Origin of the sequence: Escherichia sp. E3659, from assembly GCF_005781135.1 — a bacterium.
GTDB lineage: Bacteria > Pseudomonadota > Gammaproteobacteria > Enterobacterales > Enterobacteriaceae > Escherichia.
In genome coordinates, this window is the sequence record NZ_VATQ01000009.1 from 110,933 (window position 1) to 130,661 (window position 19,729).

The window sequence follows — 19,729 nt, forward strand, 5'->3', positions numbered from 1 at the left end:
GGTTATTCTGGTTGTTCGAGTGATTTTATGTAGTCGTAGATCGCCAACTGCGCCCGAACTTTCCGGCGATTACCGCGGGGAACGTAGCGATTACTGAGTTCTTTATCGATATAACGTGCTTTCACCGTATCGCTGAACAGAATATCTACGATATCCAGTACCCGCTGCTTCAGGCGCGGGTCGAGCAGCGGCGTAGCCACTTCAATACGATAATCAATGTTGCGCGTCATCCAGTCGGCGGAAGAAAGGTAAACCTTTTTATCGCCACCATTTTCAAAAATATATACCCGATCATGTTCAAGGTAACGGTCAACAATGCTGATAGCACGAATATTGTCGCTAATGCCTTCCAGATTGGGGATCAGCGAACACATCCCGCGTACCAGCAGATTTACCGGCACGCCGGAACTGGATGCCGCATACAGACGATCGACCAGTCCTTTATCGACCAGGTTATTCAGTTTCAGAGTAATACCGCTGGGCAGTCCTTGTTGTGCGTTGGCGATCTCGCGATCCACCATTTCATACAACAGACGGCGGGAGTTTTGCGGCGACACCATTAAATAATCAAATGTCACCGGACGGTATGGGTTTTCAATAAAGTTGAACACCCGCCGCACTTCGTTGGTGATGCGCGCATCGGCGGTCAGCAGCGAATAGTCGGTATAAAGACGTGCGGTTTTTTCGTTAAAGTTCCCGGTCCCGATATGCGCGTAACGCACGACTTCACCGTTTTCTTTACGTGAAATCAGGAACAGTTTGGCGTGAATTTTCAGCCCCGGCGCAGAGAAGATAACGTGCACGCCAGCTTCGGTTAGTCGCTTCGCCCAATGAATGTTAGCTTCTTCGTCAAAACGTGCCTGTAGCTCAACCACCACGGTCACTTTCTTGCCGTTGTGCGCAGCGTGGATCATCGAGTCGATGATGCGTGAATCTTTTGCCACACGGTAAATGTTGATTTTAATCGCCAGCACGCTCGGATCGAACGAGGCCTGACGCAACAGTTCCAGTACGTGCTCAAAGGTGTGATAAGGGTAATAGAGCAGAACATCGCGTTCGCGAATGGCATCAAAACCGTTGCGGAACTGGGCTTTATCAAACCAGATATGGCGTAAACGCGGCAGTGGTTTGTTAACCAGATTCGCTTTGCCGACATTAGGGAAATTAATAAAGTCTTTAAAATTGTGGTAACGGCCGCCAGGGACGATAGAGTCGTAACGGGAAATAGTCAGTTTTTCACGCAACACTTCAACCAGCGCGTTAGGCATATCACGCTGATAAACGAAACGTACGGGTTCTGCGGTTAGACGCTGCTTCAGACTGGAAGACATCAGCTCCATCAGGCTGGCTTCCATCTCGTGTACTAAATCGTATTCGGCGTCGCGGGTCATCTTCATCGAATAAGCATTCAGCGCGTCATAATCAAAGAAGCCTTTGAAGATATCATCAAGGCAGTAACGCAGAATGTTATCCAATAAAATCATTGGTTTGCGTCGACGCGGTGCTTCCGGCGGCAAATTCACAAAGCGCGGAACTTTATCCGATGGGATCTCCAGCAGCGCGTAACGGATGGTATCGCCACGAATAATCTCCACCGCCAGATAGGTATAATCATCTTTCAGAAACTGCACTAAGTCAGTGTCAGGATTGATTAAAATCGGCGTAATGTGCTGGCGCAGATACTGCTTAAAATAATGACGCAGCCAGTTTTGTTGATTAACGGAGAGCTGGCGTTCATTAATCAGGAAAATCTGGTTACGCGCCATCTCCAGTAGCAGTTCATTGTAAAGGCCGTCGAATTCCTGATCGGCTTTCAGGACGCGGGATTGAATTTTGCCCAGCAAATGGCGGGAATGAGAGTTAGAACCTTGTTCTTCGCTAATAATGATACGTCGCTTCAGTTCAGCGAAGCGAACTTTATAGAACTCATCAAGGTTATTGGAATAGATCCCAAGAAAACGCATCCTTTCAATCAGCGGGTTAGATTTGTCCGCCGCTTCCTGAAGCACGCGTTCATTGAACGATAACCAACTGAGCTCTTTCTCGATGTATAGCTTTTCCTGACCCATTACCACTTTTACTCCGTTTTATTCACGGGACACTGCCTGGATATTATGGCGAGCAATGTTGGCAGATGTCCAACTATGCCAGAAAAGGGGGAAAAAAACTGCTGAAGCCTGCGATTTACAGGATAAATGAGAAGCGCCAGCAGTAGCGCTGGCGCTTTAAATATGCGGAAGATTACTCGTCGTCGGCGGCGTAGCCCTGCGGTGGAAGACGCTGATCATCCAGCCACGCGGCGTTTTCATGCATCTTCAGACGACCATCAACAAACCAGCTAATGACCAACGGGTAAATAGCATGTTCCTGAGTTTGCACGCGAGCGGTGATTTCATCTTCCATATCACCAGCAAAAACCGGAACTTTAGCCTGCAAAATCACCGGGCCGCCGTCCAGCTCATCGGTGACGAAATGCACTGATGTACCGTGTTCTTCATCGCCATTTTCCAGCGCCTGACGATGGGTATGCAAGCCGGGATATTTCGGTAGCAGGGAAGGGTGAATGTTCAGCAAACGCCCGGCGTAGTGGGAAACAAACGCTGGGCTGAGAATGCGCATAAAACCGGCCAGAACGACTACATCGGGTGCGTACACGTCGATTTCGTGCATCAACTCCCGATCATAGTCTTCCCGACTGTCAAATTGGCTGGCAATAAGCGTATGCGTTGCGATACCTGCTTTGCGGGCGCGCTCAAGGCCGAACGCGTCGGCCTTATTGCTGAAAACTGCCCGTAGGGTGCCTTTAATTTTGTTGGTTTTACAGGCATCAATAATTGCCTGCAAATTACTTCCGTTGCCGGAAATAAGCACCACAATATTCATTATTCGATAACCACGCGTTGTTCGGAATCAGAAGCTTTGATGATACCGATTTTCCACGCGTTTTCACCGTTGGCATTGAGCAGGGCGAGAGCTTTGTCCACTTCCGGAGCAGGCAGGGCGATAACCATCCCGACGCCGCAGTTGAAGGTACGATACATTTCATGGCGGCTGACGTTACCTGCTGTTTGCAACCAGTTGAACACTTCCGGCCACTGCCAGGAAGATTCATCAATCACTGCCTGGGTATTATCTGGCAATACGCGCGGAATGTTTTCCCAGAAACCGCCACCGGTCAGGTGCGCAATGGCGTGAACATCAACCTTTTCAATCAATTCCAGCACTGACTTCACATAAATACGGGTTGGCGCCAGCAGATGATCGGCTAAAGGTTTTCCGTCCAGCTCTGTAGTTTGCGGGTCGCAACCGCTGACTTCGAGAATTTTGCGTACCAGCGAGTAACCGTTCGAGTGCGGGCCGCTGGAGCCGAGCGCAATGAGCACATCGCCGTCGCTGACTTTAGAACCGTCGATGATTTCTGATTTTTCTACCACGCCAACGCAGAAGCCAGCGACATCGTAATCTTCGCCGTGATACATCCCCGGCATTTCTGCCGTTTCGCCACCCACCAGTGAACAGCCCGATTGCAGGCAACCTTCCGCGATGCCGCTAATCACCGCTGAAGCGGTATCAACATCCAGTTTTCCGGTTGCGTAATAGTCGAGGAAAAACAGCGGTTCTGCGCCTTGCACCACCAGGTCATTAACGCACATGGCGACCAGATCAATACCAATGGTGTCGTGACGTTTTAAGTCCATCGCCAGACGCAGCTTGGTGCCTACACCGTCAGTGCCGGAAACCAGTACGGGTTCTCGATATTTTTGCGGCAATGCACACAGCGCACCGAAGCCGCCCAGACCGCCCATGACTTCCGGACGACGCGTTTTCTTCACTACGCCTTTGATTCTTCCAACCAGAGCATTACCCGCGTCAATGTCAACACCGGCATCTTTGTAGCTAAGAGAGGTTTTATCGGTCACTGCTTGGGTCCCCACGCGTTACTTGCGGTAGAAAAATAAAATTCGGCGCAATTCTAACAGGGAAAGCAAACGTTTGCGAGACTGCTTTACACAACCTTTTTCTGCCTACCAGGCAGGGTAGTAGCGCATAAATAAACGTATTGAATGATTGTATTGTGAGATAATGGAAATAAATAACCATTTGAATGTGAAATGATTTTTTTATCAAACAGTTGTTGATTTGCCTAAAGTCAACGAAAATTATATTGCCGCCTTAAAAAAAGGCGGTATAATCCGTCGATTTTTTTTGTGGCTGCCCTCAAAGGAGAAAGAGTATGAAGATCGTGGAAGTCAAACACCCACTCGTCAAACACAAGCTGGGACTGATGCGTGAGCAAGATATCAGCACCAAGCGCTTTCGCGAACTCGCTTCCGAAGTGGGTAGCCTGCTGACTTACGAAGCGACCGCCGACCTCGAAACGGAAAAAGTCACTATTGAAGGTTGGAACGGCCCGGTAGAAATCGACCAGATCAAAGGTAAGAAAATTACCGTGGTGCCAATTCTGCGTGCGGGTCTGGGGATGATGGACGGTGTTCTGGAAAACGTTCCGAGCGCGCGCATCAGCGTAGTCGGTATGTACCGTGATGAAGAAACACTGGAGCCGGTACCGTACTTCCAGAAACTGGTTTCTAACATCGATGAGCGTATGGCGCTGATCGTTGACCCAATGCTGGCAACCGGTGGTTCCGTTATTGCGACCATCGACCTGCTGAAAAAAGCGGGCTGCAGCAGCATTAAAGTGCTGGTGCTGGTGGCTGCGCCAGAAGGTATCGCTGCGCTGGAAAAAGCACATCCGGACGTCGAGCTGTATACCGCATCGATTGACCAGGGGCTGAATGAGCACGGATACATTATCCCGGGCCTCGGCGATGCTGGTGATAAAATCTTTGGTACGAAATAACGAATAAAAAATAATTAAAGCCGACTTTAAGAGTCGGCTTTTTTTTGAGTAAAGCGCCTATAACACATAATATACAGAGGATAATACTATGACGCGCCGTGCTATCGGGGTGAGTGAAAGACCGCCACTTTTACAGACAATCCCGCTTAGTTTACAACATTTGTTCGCCATGTTTGGTGCAACCGTCCTGGTGCCCGTCTTATTTCATATCAACCCGGCGACCGTACTGTTATTTAACGGTATCGGAACGCTGCTGTATCTCTTCATCTGTAAAGGGAAAATCCCGGCTTATCTGGGTTCGAGCTTTGCCTTTATTTCTCCGGTGTTATTGCTGTTGCCGTTGGGTTATGAAGTCGCGCTGGGCGGCTTTATTATGTGCGGCGTGCTGTTCTGTCTGGTTTCTTTTATTGTGAAGAAAGCAGGGACTGGCTGGCTGGATGTGCTGTTTCCTCCAGCGGCAATGGGGGCAATCGTTGCTGTCATCGGTCTGGAGCTGGCGGGCGTGGCCGCTGGCATGGCTGGCTTACTCCCGGCTGAAGGGCAAACGCCTGATTCCAAAACCATCATTATCTCCATTACTACCCTTGCGGTTACGGTTTTAGGTTCCGTTCTGTTCCGCGGTTTCCTGGCGATTATCCCGATTTTGATTGGCGTGTTGGTGGGGTACGCGCTCTCCTTCGCAATGGGTATTGTCGATACCACGCCGATTATTAATGCTCACTGGTTTGCTCTGCCGACCTTTTACACGCCGCGCTTTGAGTGGTTTGCCATTTTGACCATTCTGCCTGCGGCGCTGGTGGTTATTGCCGAACACGTGGGGCATCTGGTGGTAACGGCTAACATCGTGAAAAAAGATCTGCTGCGCGATCCTGGCCTGCACCGTTCCATGTTCGCTAACGGCCTGTCGACCGTTATCTCCGGGTTCTTTGGTTCCACGCCAAACACTACCTACGGGGAAAACATCGGCGTTATGGCGATCACCCGCGTCTACAGTACCTGGGTAATCGGTGGTGCGGCGATCTTCGCCATTCTGCTCTCCTGTGTTGGTAAACTGGCTGCTGCTATCCAGATGATCCCACTGCCGGTGATGGGCGGCGTTTCGCTGCTGCTTTACGGTGTCATCGGCGCTTCTGGTATTCGCGTACTTATTGAATCGAAAGTGGACTACAACAAAGCACAGAACTTGATCCTGACTTCCGTGATCCTGATCATCGGCGTCAGCGGCGCGAAGGTAAACATCGGTGCGGCAGAGCTGAAAGGTATGGCGTTGGCGACCATCGTCGGCATTGGCTTAAGCCTGATCTTTAAATTGATTAGCGTGCTCCGTCCGGAAGAAGTGGTGTTGGATGCAGAAGACGCCGATATAACAGAAAAATAATGTAGCGACCGGGCAGTAATGCTGCCCGGTTCAAACATGATGGAATTCTGTGGTAAACTTCTCGTGATTTTGTGAAATCCCTGGTTGAGGTATCTCTGAACACACCGGCACAGCTCTCTTTGCCACTTTATCTTCCTGACGACGAAACCTTTGCAAGTTTCTGGCCGGGGGATAACTCCTCTTTACTGGCCGCGATGAAAAACGTGCTGCGTCAGGAACATAGCGGTTACATCTATCTCTGGGCACGCGAAGGCGCGGGGCGCAGCCATCTGCTGCACGCGGCTTGCGCGGAATTGTCGCAGCGTGGCGATGCGGTAGGTTATGTCCCGCTGGATAAACGCACCTGGTTTGTTCCGGAAGTGCTCGATGGTATGGAACAACTGTCGCTGGTTTGCATCGACAATATTGAATGTATTGCTGGCGATGAGTTGTGGGAGATGGCGATTTTCGATCTCTACAATCGGATTCTGGAGTCAGGTAAAACACGGTTGCTGATCACTGGTGATCGTCCACCTCGTCAGTTGAATCTGGGGTTACCGGATCTTGCGTCACGTCTCGACTGGGGGCAGATCTACAAGCTGCAGCCACTCTCTGATGAAGACAAATTGCAGGCATTACAGTTACGCGCCCGTTTGCGTGGTTTTGAACTGCCGGAAGATGTGGGACGTTTCTTGCTGAAGCGGCTCGACAGAGAGATGCGCACGCTATTTATGACGTTGGATCAGCTGGATCGCGCATCGATTACGGCACAACGTAAGTTGACCATTCCGTTTGTGAAAGAGATCCTGAAGCTGTAGACAGGACGTTTATTGTCGGATGCGGTGCGAGCGCCTTATCCGACCTACTCGAAGCAAGTTCATTGTATTTGTAGGCCGGATAAGACGTGGCAAGCGTCGCATCCGGCAATATACCTTAGCTACCGAAGGGGGACATCTTAACCAACGATTTCCAGCACTTGCTCCGGTGGGCGACCAATCCGCGCTTTGCCATTCACGACCACAATCGGGCGTTCCATCAGCTTCGGATTATCCACCATCGCCTGAATCAGCACTTCTTCGCTAAGCGAACTGTCTGCAAGATTCAGCTCTTTATAAAGATCCTCTTTCTGGCGCATCAGTTCACGGGCGCTATTCATACCCAACATTTTCAGCAAATTACGTAGCGTTGCCGCATCGGCGGGTGTCTCAAGATAGAGCACCACTTCCGGCTCCACACCATTTTCTTTCAGCAGGTTCAGCGTTTCACGGCTCTTTGAGCAGCGTGGGTTGTGGTAGATTTTTACCTGTTTGGTCATTGTTCTTCCTTTAATGCGAATTACATCTTGGTATAAGGCTTAAAGCGTTCCTGCAACTGGCGCAACTGGTCGATGCGCGCATCGTAACGCGCTTGTTGTAGGCTGCCTAATTTCACCTGCGAACTGGCGCTACTCAACAAGGAAATGGCCTGGTCGAGTCGCCCGGCGAGCGCATAACCTTCTGCTCGCGCAGCCAGTTCCTGATCGCGGTTATTAAGCGCGGCCTCCGCCTGTGCCAGCAAATCCCAGCCATTGCTGTCATCTTTATTATTAAAAGTATAGCGATTCAGAATATTGGCCGCTTCCTGCGGTTGACCGCCTTGCAGATACGCGTTTGCCAGGTTGAGCTGTAACACCGGACTGGTGCGTAAATCGCGGGCATTTTTCAGCCTATTGATCGCGTCATTGGCTTTGTGTTGCCCAAGGTCAATATCGGTTGCCAGATCGAGAAACCATGCATTAGCCGGTTCTGCCGCCAATAATGGCTGAAGCGTTTTCCGTGCTTCATCGAATTTATTGGCTCCCATAGCCTGTAAAGCACGGCCATACTGTGCCGCCCGTTGCTGACGAACATTGCCTTTCGCCCATTCATCCAGTAAGTCGCTGGTGAGCTGATTACGTCCGGAATTGTACATCCCTAGAGTACGCGCTTTCGCCAGATAGAAATCTTCTGACGATTGCACCACCATCGGGCGCATCTGATTAGCACGGTTACGAGCATCAGCCAGACGGCTTTCCGGCAACGGGTGAGTCAGCAAAATTTCCGGCGGACGCGAAGAGTAACGCGCCTGATCGAGCAATTTTTCGAGGAAGGTCGGCATCGCCTGCGGATCGAACCCCGAGCGTTGCAGCACCTGAATCCCAATGCGGTCAGCTTCCTGTTCGTTTTGCTGGGTGAAGCTGATCATCCCCTGGCGTGTTCCCGCCAGCGTACCGGTCAGCGCTGCCATTCCCGCCTGCGGGCTGGCCATCGCCAGTAAAATAGAACCTAACGCCCCGACCCAGGTGAGTGGTGCGCTACGTTGCTGATCTTCCATCGCTCGCGCCAGGTGGCGCTGGGTGACGTGGGAGATTTCATGCGCCATAACCGAAGCCAGTTGGCTTTCGTTATCGGAATAACGGAACAGGGCAGAATGCAGCACTACGTTGCCGCCAAAGAAAGCAAAGGCGTTAATTTCGTCGTTATTGATCAGAAAGAAATGGAATGGCGTCTTAACTGAATTGGCATGCGAAACCAGACGCATCCCCAGCGAGTTAATGTATTGCGTTAGTAGCGGATCATTAATTAACGGCGCGCTGCCGCGTAACTGGCGAACATAATAGTCGCCCATTTGCATTTCCTGACCAATGGAAAGCGTGCTTCCTGCGGAGGTTCCCATATCCGGCAAGGTGTCTGCGCTATCGGCAAACGCCGGGGCTACCTGACCGAGGGTCACAGCAGCAATGAGGGTAGCAACCAGGTTTTTTTTCAACTGCCTGAACATAACCTCTGTCCTGTATTTCTGGAGATAGTCATTTGACCGATACTGTGAAATATCGTTCCCACCGCGCCGCCTTTGAGTGTAACGACGAAGATTAGCCCACTCAAATGACTTTTCAGTTTCCTTAATCCGTCATAAAAAGCGAAGTCTTTTTTGTGACATTTCGATACAATTGCGGATCGCAATCCCCCTCTTGAGGTTCAGGGAAGGTCTTTATGCTCGAAATGTTGATGCAATGGTATCGCCGCCGTTTTAGCGACCCGGAAGCGATTGCCTTGCTGGTTATTTTAGTTGCCGGTTTTGGCATTATCTTTTTCTTTAGTGGATTACTCGCGCCGTTGCTGGTGGCTATTGTGCTGGCCTATTTGCTGGAATGGCCCACTGTGCGCCTACAATCTATTGGCTGTTCCCGCCGTTGGGCGACGTCGATTGTGCTGGTCCTGTTTGTTGGCATCCTGCTACTGATGGCATTTGTGGTCATGCCTATCGCCTGGCAACAGGGGATTTATTTAATCCGCGATATGCCGGGCATGCTCAATAAGCTTTCTGATTTTGCCGCCACGTTGCCGCGACGCTATCCGGCGTTGATGGACGCGGGCATTATTGATGCGATGGCTGACAATATGCGTAGCCGGATGCTTACCATGGGCGATTCAGTGGTGAAAATCTCCCTCGCCTCGTTGGTCGGTTTGCTGACCATTGCCGTCTATCTGGTGCTGGTGCCATTGATGGTCTTCTTCCTGCTGAAAGACAAAGAGCAGATGCTGAACGCCGTTCGCCGGGTGCTGCCGCGTAACCGTGGACTGGCAGGACAGGTGTGGAAGGAGATGAATCAACAAATCACCAACTATATCCGCGGCAAAGTGCTGGAGATGATCGTGGTGGGGATCGCCACCTGGCTGGGGTTCTTACTCTTCGGGCTGAACTATTCGCTGCTGCTGGCGGTGCTGGTCGGTTTCTCGGTGCTTATTCCGTACATTGGCGCATTTGTGGTGACCATTCCGGTGGTCGGCGTGGCGCTATTCCAGTTTGGCGCTGGCACCGAGTTCTGGAGCTGCTTCGCGGTGTATCTGATTATCCAGGCGCTGGACGGTAACTTACTCGTACCGGTGTTGTTCTCTGAAGCCGTGAACCTGCATCCGCTGGTGATTATTTTATCGGTGGTGATTTTCGGCGGGCTGTGGGGATTCTGGGGCGTATTCTTCGCTATCCCACTGGCAACGCTAATCAAAGCAGTAATCCATGCCTGGCCGGATGGTCAAATCCCGCAAGAGTAATCTTCAGCGAAAAGGGCTTTGAAACGAGTGTCGCAGGGCGTGATTTACATCACCGGATGTGAAATGTGCTGGCCGCAAGCGCAGCCAGCACGGAATGGAGCAAAGTAATCAGGCGTGTTCTTTTAGCCAGTTAAGCACTACGTCGTGGTGATTGCTGGTTTTGAAATCGTCAAATACGTGTTCGATTTTGCCGTTGGCATCGATCAGGAAGCTGATACGGTGAATGCCATCGTAGGTTTTGCCCATGAAAGACTTCTCGCCCCAGACGCCGAATTTTTCGCATACCTGGTGGTCTTCATCGGACAGAAGCGTAAAGTTAAGCAGTTCTTTATCTGCGAAACGGGAAAGTTTTTCAGGTTTATCGGTGCTGATACCGAGCACATCAACGCCCGCTTTTTTTAACTCTTCCATGTTATCGCGTAAGCCGCAGGCCTGTACGGTACAGCCGGGGGTCATGGCTTTCGGGTAGAAATAAACCAGAACACGCTGTCCCTGGAAGTCGGTCAAATTAACTTGTTCTCCGTCTTGGTCCGGCAAGCTAAATTTCGGTGCGATGTCACCGGCTTTCAGTGGATTCATTAATTAACTCCATCCTGTTCATCATGTTGGGAATAGTTGACGACGTTAATACTGCCTTGCGCATTGAGTTCTGTACATAGTGCTTTGAACGCTTGCTCAATATTTGCTGAGTCCGCAGACGCCGGGCTGTGGGCGGTGATCTGAATATGTAGCTGCGCAGCCCTTTCATTTTCAGCAGGTTGCGTGCGTGACACCAGTTCTGCAATGTTCATATGGTGCGCGTCGAAAAGTGCTGTGAAGCGCTCAATTAAATGCGGGGAGTCCGCCACATCGACCTGAACCCAGACAGATGCGGGCATCGGTGGACGTGGGCGAGCGGTCGTTCGTTTCATCACGATTAAAAGATCCAGCTCGGCGCCTTTCAACGGTAACGTTGATTCAATCAAGGTGATGGCGTTCCATGAACCGGAAAGCAGCATGATAAACGTGAACTCTTCTCCCAACATCGCCAGGCGACTGTCTTCGATATTACAGCCGCAACTACTGACATGACGGGTGATGGTATTCACAATTCCTGGGCGATCGGCACCCAGCGCAGTGATCACCAGATAATGTTGCGATGACAGTGTCAAACTGGTTATTCCTTTAAGGGGGTGAGATGTTCCTAAGGAAAGCATAAAAAAAACATGCATACAACAATCAGAACGGTTCTGTTTGCTTGCTTTTAATGCCATACCAAACGTACCATTGAGACACTTGTTTGCACAGAGGATGGCCCATGTTCACGGGAAGTATTGTCGCGATTGTTACTCCGATGGATGAAAAAGGTAATGTCTGTCGGGCTAGCTTAAAAAAACTGATTGATTATCATGTCGCCAGCGGTACTTCGGCGATCGTTTCTGTTGGTACTACTGGTGAGTCCGCCACTCTGAACCATGACGAGCATGTCGATGTCGTGATGATGACGCTGGAGCTGGCTGATGGGCGCATTCCGGTGATTGCCGGGACCGGTGCTAACGCCACCACAGAAGCCATTAACCTGACGCAGCGCTTCAACGACAGCGGTATTGTTGGCTGCCTGACGGTAACCCCTTATTACAACCGCCCATCGCAAGAAGGTCTGTATCAGCATTTCAAAGCCATCGCTGAACATACTGACCTGCCGCAAATTCTGTATAATGTGCCGTCCCGTACTGGTTGCGATCTGCTACCAGAAACGGTGGGCCGTCTGGCGAAAGTAAAAAATATTGTCGGAATCAAAGAAGCAACAGGGAACTTAACGCGGGTAAACCAGATCAAAGAGCTGGTTTCAGACGATTTTGTTCTGCTGAGCGGCGATGATGCGAGCGCGCTGGACTTCATGCAGTTAGGCGGTCATGGCGTAATTTCCGTTACGGCTAACGTCGCAGCGCGAGATATGGCCCAGATGTGCAAACTGGCGGCAGAAGGGCATTTTGCCGAGGCACGCGTTATTAATCAGCGTCTGATGCCATTACACAACAAACTATTTGTCGAACCCAATCCAATCCCTGTGAAATGGGCATGTAAGGAACTGGGTCTTGTGGCGACCGATACGCTGCGCCTGCCAATGACGCCAATCACCGACAGTGGTCGTGAGACGGTCAGAGCGGCGCTTAAGCATGCCGGTTTGCTGTAAAGTTTAGGGAGATTTGATGGCTTACTCTGTACAAAAGTCGCGCCTGGCGAAGGTTGCGGGTGTTTCGCTTGTTCTTTTACTCGCAGCCTGTAGTTCGGACTCACGTTATAAGCGTCAGGTGAGCGGCGATGAAGCCTACCTGGAAGCGGCACCGCTTGCAGAACTTCACGCCCCGGCAGGAATGATTTTGCCGGTGACCTCCGGCGACTATGCGATTCCGGTAACTAACGGTAGTGGCGCAGTTGGCAAAGCGTTAGATATTCGTCCACCAGCCCAGCCGCTGGCGCTGGTTTCAGGCGCGCGTACCCAGTTCACGGGCGATACAGCTTCGCTGTTGGTGGAAAATGGTCGTGGCAATACTCTGTGGCCGCAGGTCGTTAGCGTGCTGCAGGCGAAAAACTATACCATTACCCAACGCGATGATGCCGGTCAGACGCTGACCACCGATTGGGTACAATGGAACCGTCTGGACGAAGACGAGCAGTATCGTGGTCGTTATCAAATCTCTGTTAAACCGCAGGGTTATCAGCAGGCGGTAACGGTGAAATTGCTGAACCTGGAGCAGGCTGGCAAGCCGGTTGCAGATGCGGCGTCTATGCAGCGTTACAGTGCTGAGATGATGAACGTCATTTCCGCTGGCCTGGATAAATCCGTCACTGACGCGGCTAATGCGGCGCAAAACCGTGCTTCCACAACAATGGATGTACAAAGCGGCGCTGACGACACTGGTTTACCGATGCTGGTCGTGCGTGGTCCGTTCAACGTAGTATGGCAACGTCTGCCTGCTGCGCTGGAAAAAGTGGGCATGAAAGTGACCGACAGCACTCGTTCACAGGGCAGCATGGCCGTAACTTACAAGCCACTGTCTGACAGCGACTGGCAGGAACTGGGCGCCCGTGATCCTGAACTGGCATCCGGCGACTACAAACTGCAGGTCGGTGATTTAGATAACCGCAGCAGCTTACAGTTTATTGATCCAAAAGGTCATACGCTGACACAAAGCCAAAACGACGCACTGGTATCTGTCTTCCAGGCTGCGTTTAGCAAGTAAAAATACAGGGCTGGAGTCATCCGGCCCTTTTTTCTGATATGATACGCAAACGTGTGCGTCAGCAGAAAAACGCGATTTTAGCGTTAATTCGCACGAAATTTGTTTGTCGGCGTAGGTCGGTTAAGGTGTTCACGGTACAGCCGACAAAACGACAGGCACACCAGACAGCAAAAGATTTTAAAACGTTAATTCACACCCAGGAGTGATAAAGATGCAAAAGCAAGCTGAGTTGTATCGTGGTAAAGCGAAAACCGTATACAGCACGGAAAACCCGGACCTGTTGGTGCTCGAATTCCGCAATGATACGTCAGCAGGGGATGGCGCGCGCATTGAGCAGTTTGATCGCAAAGGTATGGTGAACAACAAGTTCAACTACTTCATTATGAGCAAACTGGCTGAAGCGGGTATCCCGACTCAAATGGAGCGTCTGCTCTCTGATACCGAATGTCTGGTGAAAAAACTGGATATGGTGCCGGTTGAGTGTGTCGTGCGTAACCGTGCTGCTGGCTCTCTGGTGAAACGTCTTGGAATCGAAGAAGGTATTGAGCTGAACCCGCCGCTGTTCGATTTGTTCCTGAAAAACGACGCCATGCACGATCCGATGGTCAACGAATCTTACTGCGAAACCTTTGGCTGGGTAAGCAAAGAGAACCTGGCGCGTATGAAAGAGCTGACCTACAAAGCGAACGACGTGCTGAAAAAACTGTTCGACGATGCCGGTCTGATTCTGGTCGATTTCAAGCTGGAGTTTGGTCTGTACAAAGGCGAAGTGGTACTGGGTGATGAGTTCTCCCCGGACGGTAGCCGCCTGTGGGACAAAGAAACGCTGGAGAAAATGGACAAAGACCGTTTCCGCCAGAGCCTCGGTGGCCTGATCGAAGCCTATGAAGCCGTCGCCCGCCGCCTGGGTGTACAGCTGGACTGATTTTTCTGTTCATCATCTTGCCGTGCTGCTGGCACGGCAAGACAACCGCTCTCGTAAGATGTGCATTGAACGCTCATTCCTCCATCATTTCCTCTTGCTTTCCTGTGGTAATCTTCCCCTGAACCACCTACGATCATTCCTATAATGAATATATTGTTGAGGTATCTATGCGCTGGCAAGGGCGTCGTGAAAGTGACAATGTTGAAGACAGGCGAAACAGCTCCGGTGGTCCGTCAATGGGCGGTCCCGGTTTTCGCCTACCAACCGGTAAAGGTGGGTTAATTTTACTGGTGGTTGTGTTGGTCGCTGGCTACTATGGTGTTGATTTAACTGGATTGATGACCGGGCAGCCCGTTTCCCAACAGCAATCAACGCGTTCAATTAGCCCAAATGAAGACGAAGCGGCAAAATTCACTTCGGTGATTCTGGCAACCACGGAAGACACCTGGGGACAGCAATTCGAGAAGATGGGTAAGACCTACCAGCAACCGAAGCTGGTCATGTACCGTGGAATGACTCGCACCGGTTGCGGGGCGGGGCAGTCCATTATGGGACCGTTTTATTGCCCGGCGGATGGCACAGTCTATATCGATCTCTCCTTCTATGATGACATGAAAGACAAACTGGGCGCGGATGGTGATTTTGCTCAAGGGTACGTTATCGCCCATGAAGTCGGTCATCACGTGCAGAAACTGTTAGGCATCGAGCCGAAAGTCCGTCAACTGCAACAAAACGCGACGCAAGCGGAAGTCAACCGCTTGTCTGTGCGTATGGAACTCCAGGCCGACTGCTTTGCCGGTGTCTGGGGGCATAGCATGCAGCAGCAAGGCGTTCTGGAAACCGGCGATCTGGAAGAGGCGCTGAACGCGGCGCAGGCCATCGGCGATGACCGTTTACAACAGCAAAGTCAGGGGCAGGTGGTGCCAGACAGCTTTACCCATGGTACATCTCAGCAACGCTACAGCTGGTTTAAACGTGGTTTCGACAGCGGCGATCCGGCACAATGCAATACTTTTGGTAAAAGCATTTAACTTCCGGGGCAGGGATGGCTGAACTGACTGCGCTTCACACATTAACAGCGCAAATGAAACGCGAAGGGATTCGCCGCTTGTTAGTGTTAAGCGGCGAAGGAAGCTGGTGCGGTGAGTATGCGCTTAAGTTGCGTGACGCATTACCGGGCGACTGGCTGTGGGTTTCGCCGCAGCCAGCTTCTGAAAACCACTGTCCGCCATCAGCGCTACAAACTTTACTTGGGCGCGAGTTCCAGCATGCGGTATTCGACGCCCGCCAGGGTTTTGATGCCGCCGCTTTTGCGGCACTTAGCGGAACGCTGAAAGCGGGAAGCTGGCTGGTGTTGTTGCTCCCTGCGTGGGAAGAATGGGAAAACCATCCTGATGTCGATTCGCTGCGCTGGAGTGATTGCCCTGGTCCTATTGCGACTCCGCATTTTGTCCAACATCTCAAACGCGTACTTGCGGCGGATAACAACGCTATCCTCTGGCGACAAAATCAGCCGTTCAGGTTGGCGCATTTTGCTCCTTATTCAGACTGGCGTCCTGCTACTGGCGAGCCGCAACCAGAACAACAGCACATATTACAGCAACTGCTGACCATGCCGCCGGGCGTGGCTGCGGTAACTGCTGCGCGCGGGCGCGGTAAGTCGGCGCTGGCGGGGCAACTCATTTCCCGTATCTCTGGCAGTGCGATTGTTACAGCACCTGCGAAGGCTGCAACGGATGTGCTGGCGCAGTTTGCGGGCGAGAAGTATCGCTTTGTGGCGCCAGATGCCTTATTAGCCAGTGATGAAAAAGCTGACTGGCTGGTGGTTGACGAAGCTGCAGCCATTCCTGCGCCGTTGTTGCATCAACTGGTATCGCGTTTCTCACGCACTTTGTTAACTACAACGGTACAGGGCTATGAAGGCACCGGACGTGGTTTTTTGCTGAAATTTTGCGCCCGCTTTCCGCATTTACACCGTTTTGAACTGCAACAGCCGATCCGCTGGGCGCAGGGATGCCCGCTGGAAAAAATGGTTAGTGAGGCACTGGTTTTTGACGACGAAAACTTCACTCACGAACCACAAGGTGACATCGTCATTTCTGCTTTTGAACAGACGTTATGGCGAAGCGAACCAGAAACGCCGTTAAAGGTATATCAGCTATTGTCTGGTGCGCACTACCGGACCTCGCCGCTGGATTTACGCCGGATGATGGATGCACCAGGGCAACATTTTTTACAGGCGGCTGGCGACAACGAGATTGCCGGGGCGCTGTGGCTGGTGGATGAGGGCGGATTATCTCAAAAACTCAGTCAGGCGGTATGGGCGGGTTTTCGTCGCCCGCGGGGTAATCTGGTGGCCCAATCGCTGGCGGCGCACGGCAGCAATCCACAGGCGGCGACATTGCGCGGACGGCGGGTCAGCCGGATTGCAGTCCATCCGGCGCGTCAGCGCGAAGGCGTTGGGCAACAGCTCATTGCCAGCGCTTTGCAATATACGCCTGGCCTCGACTACCTTTCGGTAAGCTTTGGCTACACCGAGGAATTATGGCGTTTCTGGCAACGCTGTGGTTTTGTGCTGGTGCGGATGGGCAATCATCGCGAAGCCAGCAGCGGTTGCTATACGGCGATGGCGTTGTTACCGATTAGCGAAGCGGGTAAACAACTGGCAGAACGTGAGCATTTTCGTTTACGCCGCGATGCGCAAATTATCGCGCAGTGGAATGGCGAAACTATTCCAGTCGATCCGCTTAACGATATCGTGGTTACTGACGGCGACTGGCTGGAACTGGCTGGTTTTGCTTTCGCTCATCGTCCGCTTTTAACGTCATTAGGCTGTTTAATGCGTCTGCTGCAAATCAGCGAACTGACATTACCAGCGCTGCGTGGGCGCCTGGAGAAAAACGTCAGCGACGCGCAGTTATGTACCACACTTAAACTTTCGGGGCGTAAGGCGTTGTTGGCTCGTCAGCGTGAAGAGGCGGCACAGGCGCTATTCGCACTTGATGATGCCCGCACTGAGCGCCTGCGCGATCGCATAACGCAATGGCAATTTTTTCACTGACTCCTTCAATTTTATCCCATGGTCATTGTGAGTCAGCGGCGTAAAATTAATGACATTAGTTAAGGAGTTCGCCATGAAACATGACCATTTTGTTGTTCAAAGCCCGGATAAACCTGCGCAACAGTTGTTGCTGCTTTTTCACGGTGTCGGCGATAACCCGGTAGCGATGGGGGAGATCGGCAGTTGGTTTGCACCGCTGTTCCCGGATGCGCTGGTAGTGAGTGTCGGTGGCGCGGAGCCGAGCGGTAATCCGGCAGGGCGTCAGTGGTTTTCGGTGCAGGGCATAACGGAAGAAAACCGCCAGGCGCGTGTGGATGCCATCATGCCGACGTTTATTGAGACGGTGCGCTACTGGCAGAAACAGAGCGGTGTAGGGGCTAACGCCACGGCGCTAATCGGTTTCTCACAAGGCGCGATTATGGCGCTGGAGAGTATTAAAGCCGAGCCTGGCCTTGCCTCACGCGTCATTGCTTTTAACGGACGCTATGCCAGCCTGCCGGAAACCGCGTCTACGGCCACGACAATTCACTTGATTCATGGTGGTGAAGATCCGGTTATCGATTTGGCGCATGCGGTTGCGGCGCAGGAAGCGTTAATCAGTGCCGGTGGTGATGTGACGCTGGATATCGTGGAGGATTTAGGCCATGCGATCGACAATCGCAGTATGCAATTTGCCCTGGATCACTTGCGTTATACCATTCCGAAACATTATTTCGACGAAGCGCTAAGTGGCGGTAAGCCTGGCGATGATGATGTAATTGAAATGATGTAATAACAGCTGCGTAGGCCTGATAAGACGCGTGAGCGTCGCATCAGGCATTGTTCTCCGTTGCCGGATGCGGCGTTAACGCCTTATCCGGCCCCTCAGCTTACTTCTTCGGTTGATCCTTTTTCGGCCAGTCGTCGTCATCGTCCCACTTATCGTTGAAATCACGATGCGGGGGAAGCTCCGGCTTGTTGGCGAGAAATTTCTTATGGTCGACGCGCTTGAGATCTTTAATCACGTTCAGCAGGACGCCCACCAAAAAGACAATCACCAGAATCCACCAATATTTAGCCAGCCAGTCCATGCTTATTTCCTCTTACAGAACGACTCATCAGGCGACGAGCTGTTCCATGATACGTTGATACATACGGGCAAGTAGCTGCAGGTCGGCAGCATTCACACATTCATTAATTTTATGAATGGTAGCATTGACCGGCCCGAGTTCCACCACCTGCGCCCCCATGCGAGCAATAAAGCGCCCGTCGGACGTTCCGCCTGTGGTCAGTAGCTGCGGTTTAATTTCATTATAGTGCTCAACCGCGTTAACGACTGCATCCACCAGTTTACCGCGCGCGGTCAAAAATGGCTGCCCGGAAAGCCACCAGTCGACGGTGTAGCGCAGTTGATATTTCTCCAGCAAGGCAAGCACCTGTGCTTTGATCATCTCATCAGTCAGTTCGGTACTGAAGCGGAAGTTAAACTGCACAAACAGTTCACCCGGAATAACGTTGTTACTGCCGGTTCCCGCCTGAATATTGGCAATCTGCATACTGGTCGCCGGGAAGAATTCATTGCCCTGATCCCACTCAATAGCCACTAATTCATTAAGGAAAGGTGCTGCGCGATGTACTGGATTATCAGCCAGATGCGGGTAGGCCACATGTCCTTGCACGCCATGAATGGTGAGGTTGCAGGTTAACGATCCGCGACGGCCATTTTTCACTACATCGCCAACCACTTCGATACTCGACGGCTCACCGACCAGGCAGTAATCCAGCCGTTCATTACGCGCCATTAAAGCTTCGACGACTTTGACCGTGCCATTGTGGGCGCTGGCTTCTTCGTCTGAGGTGATCAGAAACGCCAGTCGGCCTTTATGGTTGGGATGTTGCGCGACAAAACGTTCTGCTGCCACTACCATTGCCGCCAGCGAGCCTTTCATATCAGCCGCGCCGCGCCCGAACAACATGCCATCGCGAATAGTTGGCTCAAATGGTGGGTTGATCCAACGGTCGGCATCGCCAGGGGGGACTACGTCAGTATGTCCGGCAAAGGCCAGGGTTTCTCCTTGTCCACGCCACGCCCAAAAATTCTGCGTATCCGCAAAATCCATGCGTTCAATGGTAAAACCGATTGCCTGCAGACGGTCGATCATGATTGCCTGACATCCTGCATCATCAGGACTTAAGGATGGGCGGCGAATAAGCTGCTGTGTCAGCTCAATAACCGGACACGACAT

Annotated in this window: 19 protein-coding genes; 10 read left to right on the forward strand and 9 right to left on the reverse strand. The window is 51.8% G+C overall.

What is annotated here, in order from left to right; translation table 11 throughout:
• Positions 1-2: 2 nt before the first annotated feature.
• The 3 genes from ppk1 to purM form a co-directional block, all read right to left on the reverse strand.
• The gene (gene ppk1 / locus FEK47_RS10035; RefSeq protein WP_130207473.1) at positions 3-2,069 is read right to left on the reverse strand and encodes a polyphosphate kinase 1; all 2,067 of its coding nucleotides are present in this window, start codon (positions 2,067-2,069) and stop codon (positions 3-5) included.
• Positions 2,070-2,241: 172 nt separating this feature from the next.
• On the reverse strand, positions 2,242-2,883 hold the full coding sequence (purN, locus tag FEK47_RS10040; RefSeq protein WP_130222015.1) for a phosphoribosylglycinamide formyltransferase: 642 nt from the start codon (positions 2,881-2,883) through the stop codon (positions 2,242-2,244).
• Positions 2,883-3,920, reverse strand: a complete 1,038-nt coding sequence (gene purM / locus FEK47_RS10045; RefSeq protein ID WP_135486918.1) for a phosphoribosylformylglycinamidine cyclo-ligase — start codon at positions 3,918-3,920, stop codon at positions 2,883-2,885. The genes purN and purM overlap by 1 nt, the downstream gene beginning before the upstream one ends.
• A 314-nt stretch (positions 3,921-4,234) precedes the next feature.
• Between purM and upp the strand changes: the two genes are divergently transcribed.
• The 3 genes from upp (at position 4,235) to FEK47_RS10060 (ending at position 7,036) form a co-directional block, all read left to right on the forward strand.
• The gene (gene upp / locus FEK47_RS10050) at positions 4,235-4,861 is read left to right on the forward strand and encodes a uracil phosphoribosyltransferase (protein ID WP_130207463.1); all 627 of its coding nucleotides are present in this window, start codon (positions 4,235-4,237) and stop codon (positions 4,859-4,861) included.
• An 88-nt stretch (positions 4,862-4,949) separates the two neighbouring features.
• Complete coding sequence (gene uraA, locus FEK47_RS10055) at positions 4,950-6,239, forward strand: uracil permease (RefSeq protein ID WP_135404531.1); 1,290 nt, start codon at positions 4,950-4,952, stop codon at positions 6,237-6,239.
• 95 nt (positions 6,240-6,334) lie between these two features.
• Entirely contained in the window at positions 6,335-7,036 is a 702-nt protein-coding gene (locus FEK47_RS10060) for a DnaA inactivator Hda (protein WP_074399451.1), read from the forward strand.
• Between the two features lie 137 nt (positions 7,037-7,173).
• Here the strand turns inward: FEK47_RS10060 and arsC are convergent, their stop codons facing one another.
• The gene (gene arsC, locus FEK47_RS10065) at positions 7,174-7,533 is read right to left on the reverse strand and encodes an arsenate reductase (glutaredoxin) (RefSeq protein WP_130222014.1); all 360 of its coding nucleotides are present in this window, start codon (positions 7,531-7,533) and stop codon (positions 7,174-7,176) included.
• Positions 7,534-7,553: 20 nt separating this feature from the next.
• Entirely contained in the window at positions 7,554-9,017 is a 1,464-nt protein-coding gene (bepA, locus tag FEK47_RS10070; RefSeq protein WP_130237900.1) for a beta-barrel assembly-enhancing protease, read from the reverse strand.
• Positions 9,018-9,229: 212 nt separating this feature from the next.
• On the opposite strand from bepA, the gene FEK47_RS10075 reads away from it, so the two are divergent.
• A complete protein-coding gene (locus FEK47_RS10075) occupies positions 9,230-10,291 on the forward strand; it encodes an AI-2E family transporter (RefSeq protein ID WP_130214583.1) in 1,062 nt (353 codons plus the stop codon).
• Between the two features lie 108 nt (positions 10,292-10,399).
• On the opposite strand, the gene bcp is transcribed toward FEK47_RS10075, so the two are convergent.
• Together bcp and FEK47_RS10085 are read right to left on the reverse strand one after the other, a co-directional pair.
• Positions 10,400-10,870 carry a thioredoxin-dependent thiol peroxidase gene (gene bcp / locus FEK47_RS10080; RefSeq protein WP_135486917.1) on the reverse strand — a complete coding sequence of 157 codons (471 nt, stop codon included), beginning with the start codon at positions 10,868-10,870 and terminating at the stop codon, positions 10,400-10,402.
• Positions 10,870-11,442 carry a glycine cleavage system transcriptional repressor gene (locus FEK47_RS10085; protein ID WP_130207451.1) on the reverse strand — a complete coding sequence of 191 codons (573 nt, stop codon included), beginning with the start codon at positions 11,440-11,442 and terminating at the stop codon, positions 10,870-10,872. Before FEK47_RS10085 ends, bcp begins: the two co-directional genes overlap by 1 nt.
• A gap of 146 nt (positions 11,443-11,588) precedes the next feature.
• Here FEK47_RS10085 and dapA point away from each other — a divergent pair, with 146 nt between their 5' ends.
• The 6 genes from dapA to ypfH all read left to right on the forward strand — a co-directional run bounded on the left by dapA (position 11,589) and on the right by ypfH (position 18,276).
• Positions 11,589-12,467, forward strand: a complete 879-nt coding sequence (gene dapA / locus FEK47_RS10090; protein ID WP_130214581.1) for a 4-hydroxy-tetrahydrodipicolinate synthase — start codon at positions 11,589-11,591, stop codon at positions 12,465-12,467.
• A gap of 16 nt (positions 12,468-12,483) precedes the next feature.
• The gene (bamC, locus tag FEK47_RS10095; protein WP_130207447.1) at positions 12,484-13,518 is read left to right on the forward strand and encodes an outer membrane protein assembly factor BamC; all 1,035 of its coding nucleotides are present in this window, start codon (positions 12,484-12,486) and stop codon (positions 13,516-13,518) included.
• A gap of 211 nt (positions 13,519-13,729) precedes the next feature.
• Positions 13,730-14,443 carry a phosphoribosylaminoimidazolesuccinocarboxamide synthase gene (purC, locus tag FEK47_RS10100; protein WP_001295467.1) on the forward strand — a complete coding sequence of 238 codons (714 nt, stop codon included), beginning with the start codon at positions 13,730-13,732 and terminating at the stop codon, positions 14,441-14,443.
• A 167-nt stretch (positions 14,444-14,610) separates the two neighbouring features.
• Entirely contained in the window at positions 14,611-15,474 is an 864-nt protein-coding gene (locus tag FEK47_RS10105; RefSeq protein ID WP_130214579.1) for a neutral zinc metallopeptidase, read from the forward strand.
• A 14-nt stretch (positions 15,475-15,488) separates the two neighbouring features.
• Positions 15,489-17,504 (forward strand): tRNA cytosine(34) acetyltransferase TmcA, encoded by a 2,016-nt coding sequence (gene tmcA / locus FEK47_RS10110; RefSeq protein WP_135486916.1) that lies wholly within the window; start codon positions 15,489-15,491, stop codon positions 17,502-17,504.
• A 73-nt stretch (positions 17,505-17,577) separates the two neighbouring features.
• The gene (gene ypfH, locus FEK47_RS10115; protein ID WP_130222011.1) at positions 17,578-18,276 is read left to right on the forward strand and encodes an esterase; all 699 of its coding nucleotides are present in this window, start codon (positions 17,578-17,580) and stop codon (positions 18,274-18,276) included.
• Positions 18,277-18,373: 97 nt separating this feature from the next.
• On the opposite strand, the gene FEK47_RS10120 is transcribed toward ypfH, so the two are convergent.
• Entirely contained in the window at positions 18,374-18,574 is a 201-nt protein-coding gene (locus FEK47_RS10120) for a YpfN family protein (RefSeq protein WP_000383836.1), read from the reverse strand.
• A gap of 27 nt (positions 18,575-18,601) precedes the next feature.
• Entirely contained in the window at positions 18,602-19,729 is a 1,128-nt protein-coding gene (gene dapE, locus FEK47_RS10125) for a succinyl-diaminopimelate desuccinylase (protein ID WP_130214573.1), read from the reverse strand.

Coding starts and splice junctions, on each gene's coding strand:
- ppk1 (WP_130207473.1), bottom strand. CDS start 2,069: ATGGGTCAGGAAAAGCTATACATCGAGAAAGAGCTCAGTTGGTTATCG.
- purN (WP_130222015.1), bottom strand. CDS start 2,883: ATGAATATTGTGGTGCTTATTTCCGGCAACGGAAGTAATTTGCAGGCA.
- upp (WP_130207463.1), top strand. CDS start 4,235: ATGAAGATCGTGGAAGTCAAACACCCACTCGTCAAACACAAGCTGGGA.
- uraA (WP_135404531.1), top strand. CDS start 4,950: ATGACGCGCCGTGCTATCGGGGTGAGTGAAAGACCGCCACTTTTACAG.
- arsC (WP_130222014.1), bottom strand. CDS start 7,533: ATGACCAAACAGGTAAAAATCTACCACAACCCACGCTGCTCAAAGAGC.
- bepA (WP_130237900.1), bottom strand. CDS start 9,017: ATGTTCAGGCAGTTGAAAAAAAACCTGGTTGCTACCCTCATTGCTGCT.
- FEK47_RS10075 (WP_130214583.1), top strand. CDS start 9,230: ATGCTCGAAATGTTGATGCAATGGTATCGCCGCCGTTTTAGCGACCCG.
- bcp (WP_135486917.1), bottom strand. CDS start 10,870: ATGAATCCACTGAAAGCCGGTGACATCGCACCGAAATTTAGCTTGCCG.
- dapA (WP_130214581.1), top strand. CDS start 11,589: ATGTTCACGGGAAGTATTGTCGCGATTGTTACTCCGATGGATGAAAAA.
- bamC (WP_130207447.1), top strand. CDS start 12,484: ATGGCTTACTCTGTACAAAAGTCGCGCCTGGCGAAGGTTGCGGGTGTT.
- purC (WP_001295467.1), top strand. CDS start 13,730: ATGCAAAAGCAAGCTGAGTTGTATCGTGGTAAAGCGAAAACCGTATAC.
- FEK47_RS10105 (WP_130214579.1), top strand. CDS start 14,611: ATGCGCTGGCAAGGGCGTCGTGAAAGTGACAATGTTGAAGACAGGCGA.
- tmcA (WP_135486916.1), top strand. CDS start 15,489: ATGGCTGAACTGACTGCGCTTCACACATTAACAGCGCAAATGAAACGC.
- ypfH (WP_130222011.1), top strand. CDS start 17,578: ATGAAACATGACCATTTTGTTGTTCAAAGCCCGGATAAACCTGCGCAA.
- FEK47_RS10120 (WP_000383836.1), bottom strand. CDS start 18,574: ATGGACTGGCTGGCTAAATATTGGTGGATTCTGGTGATTGTCTTTTTG.
- dapE (WP_130214573.1), bottom strand. CDS start 19,729: ATGTCGTGTCCGGTTATTGAGCTGACACAGCAGCTTATTCGCCGCCCA.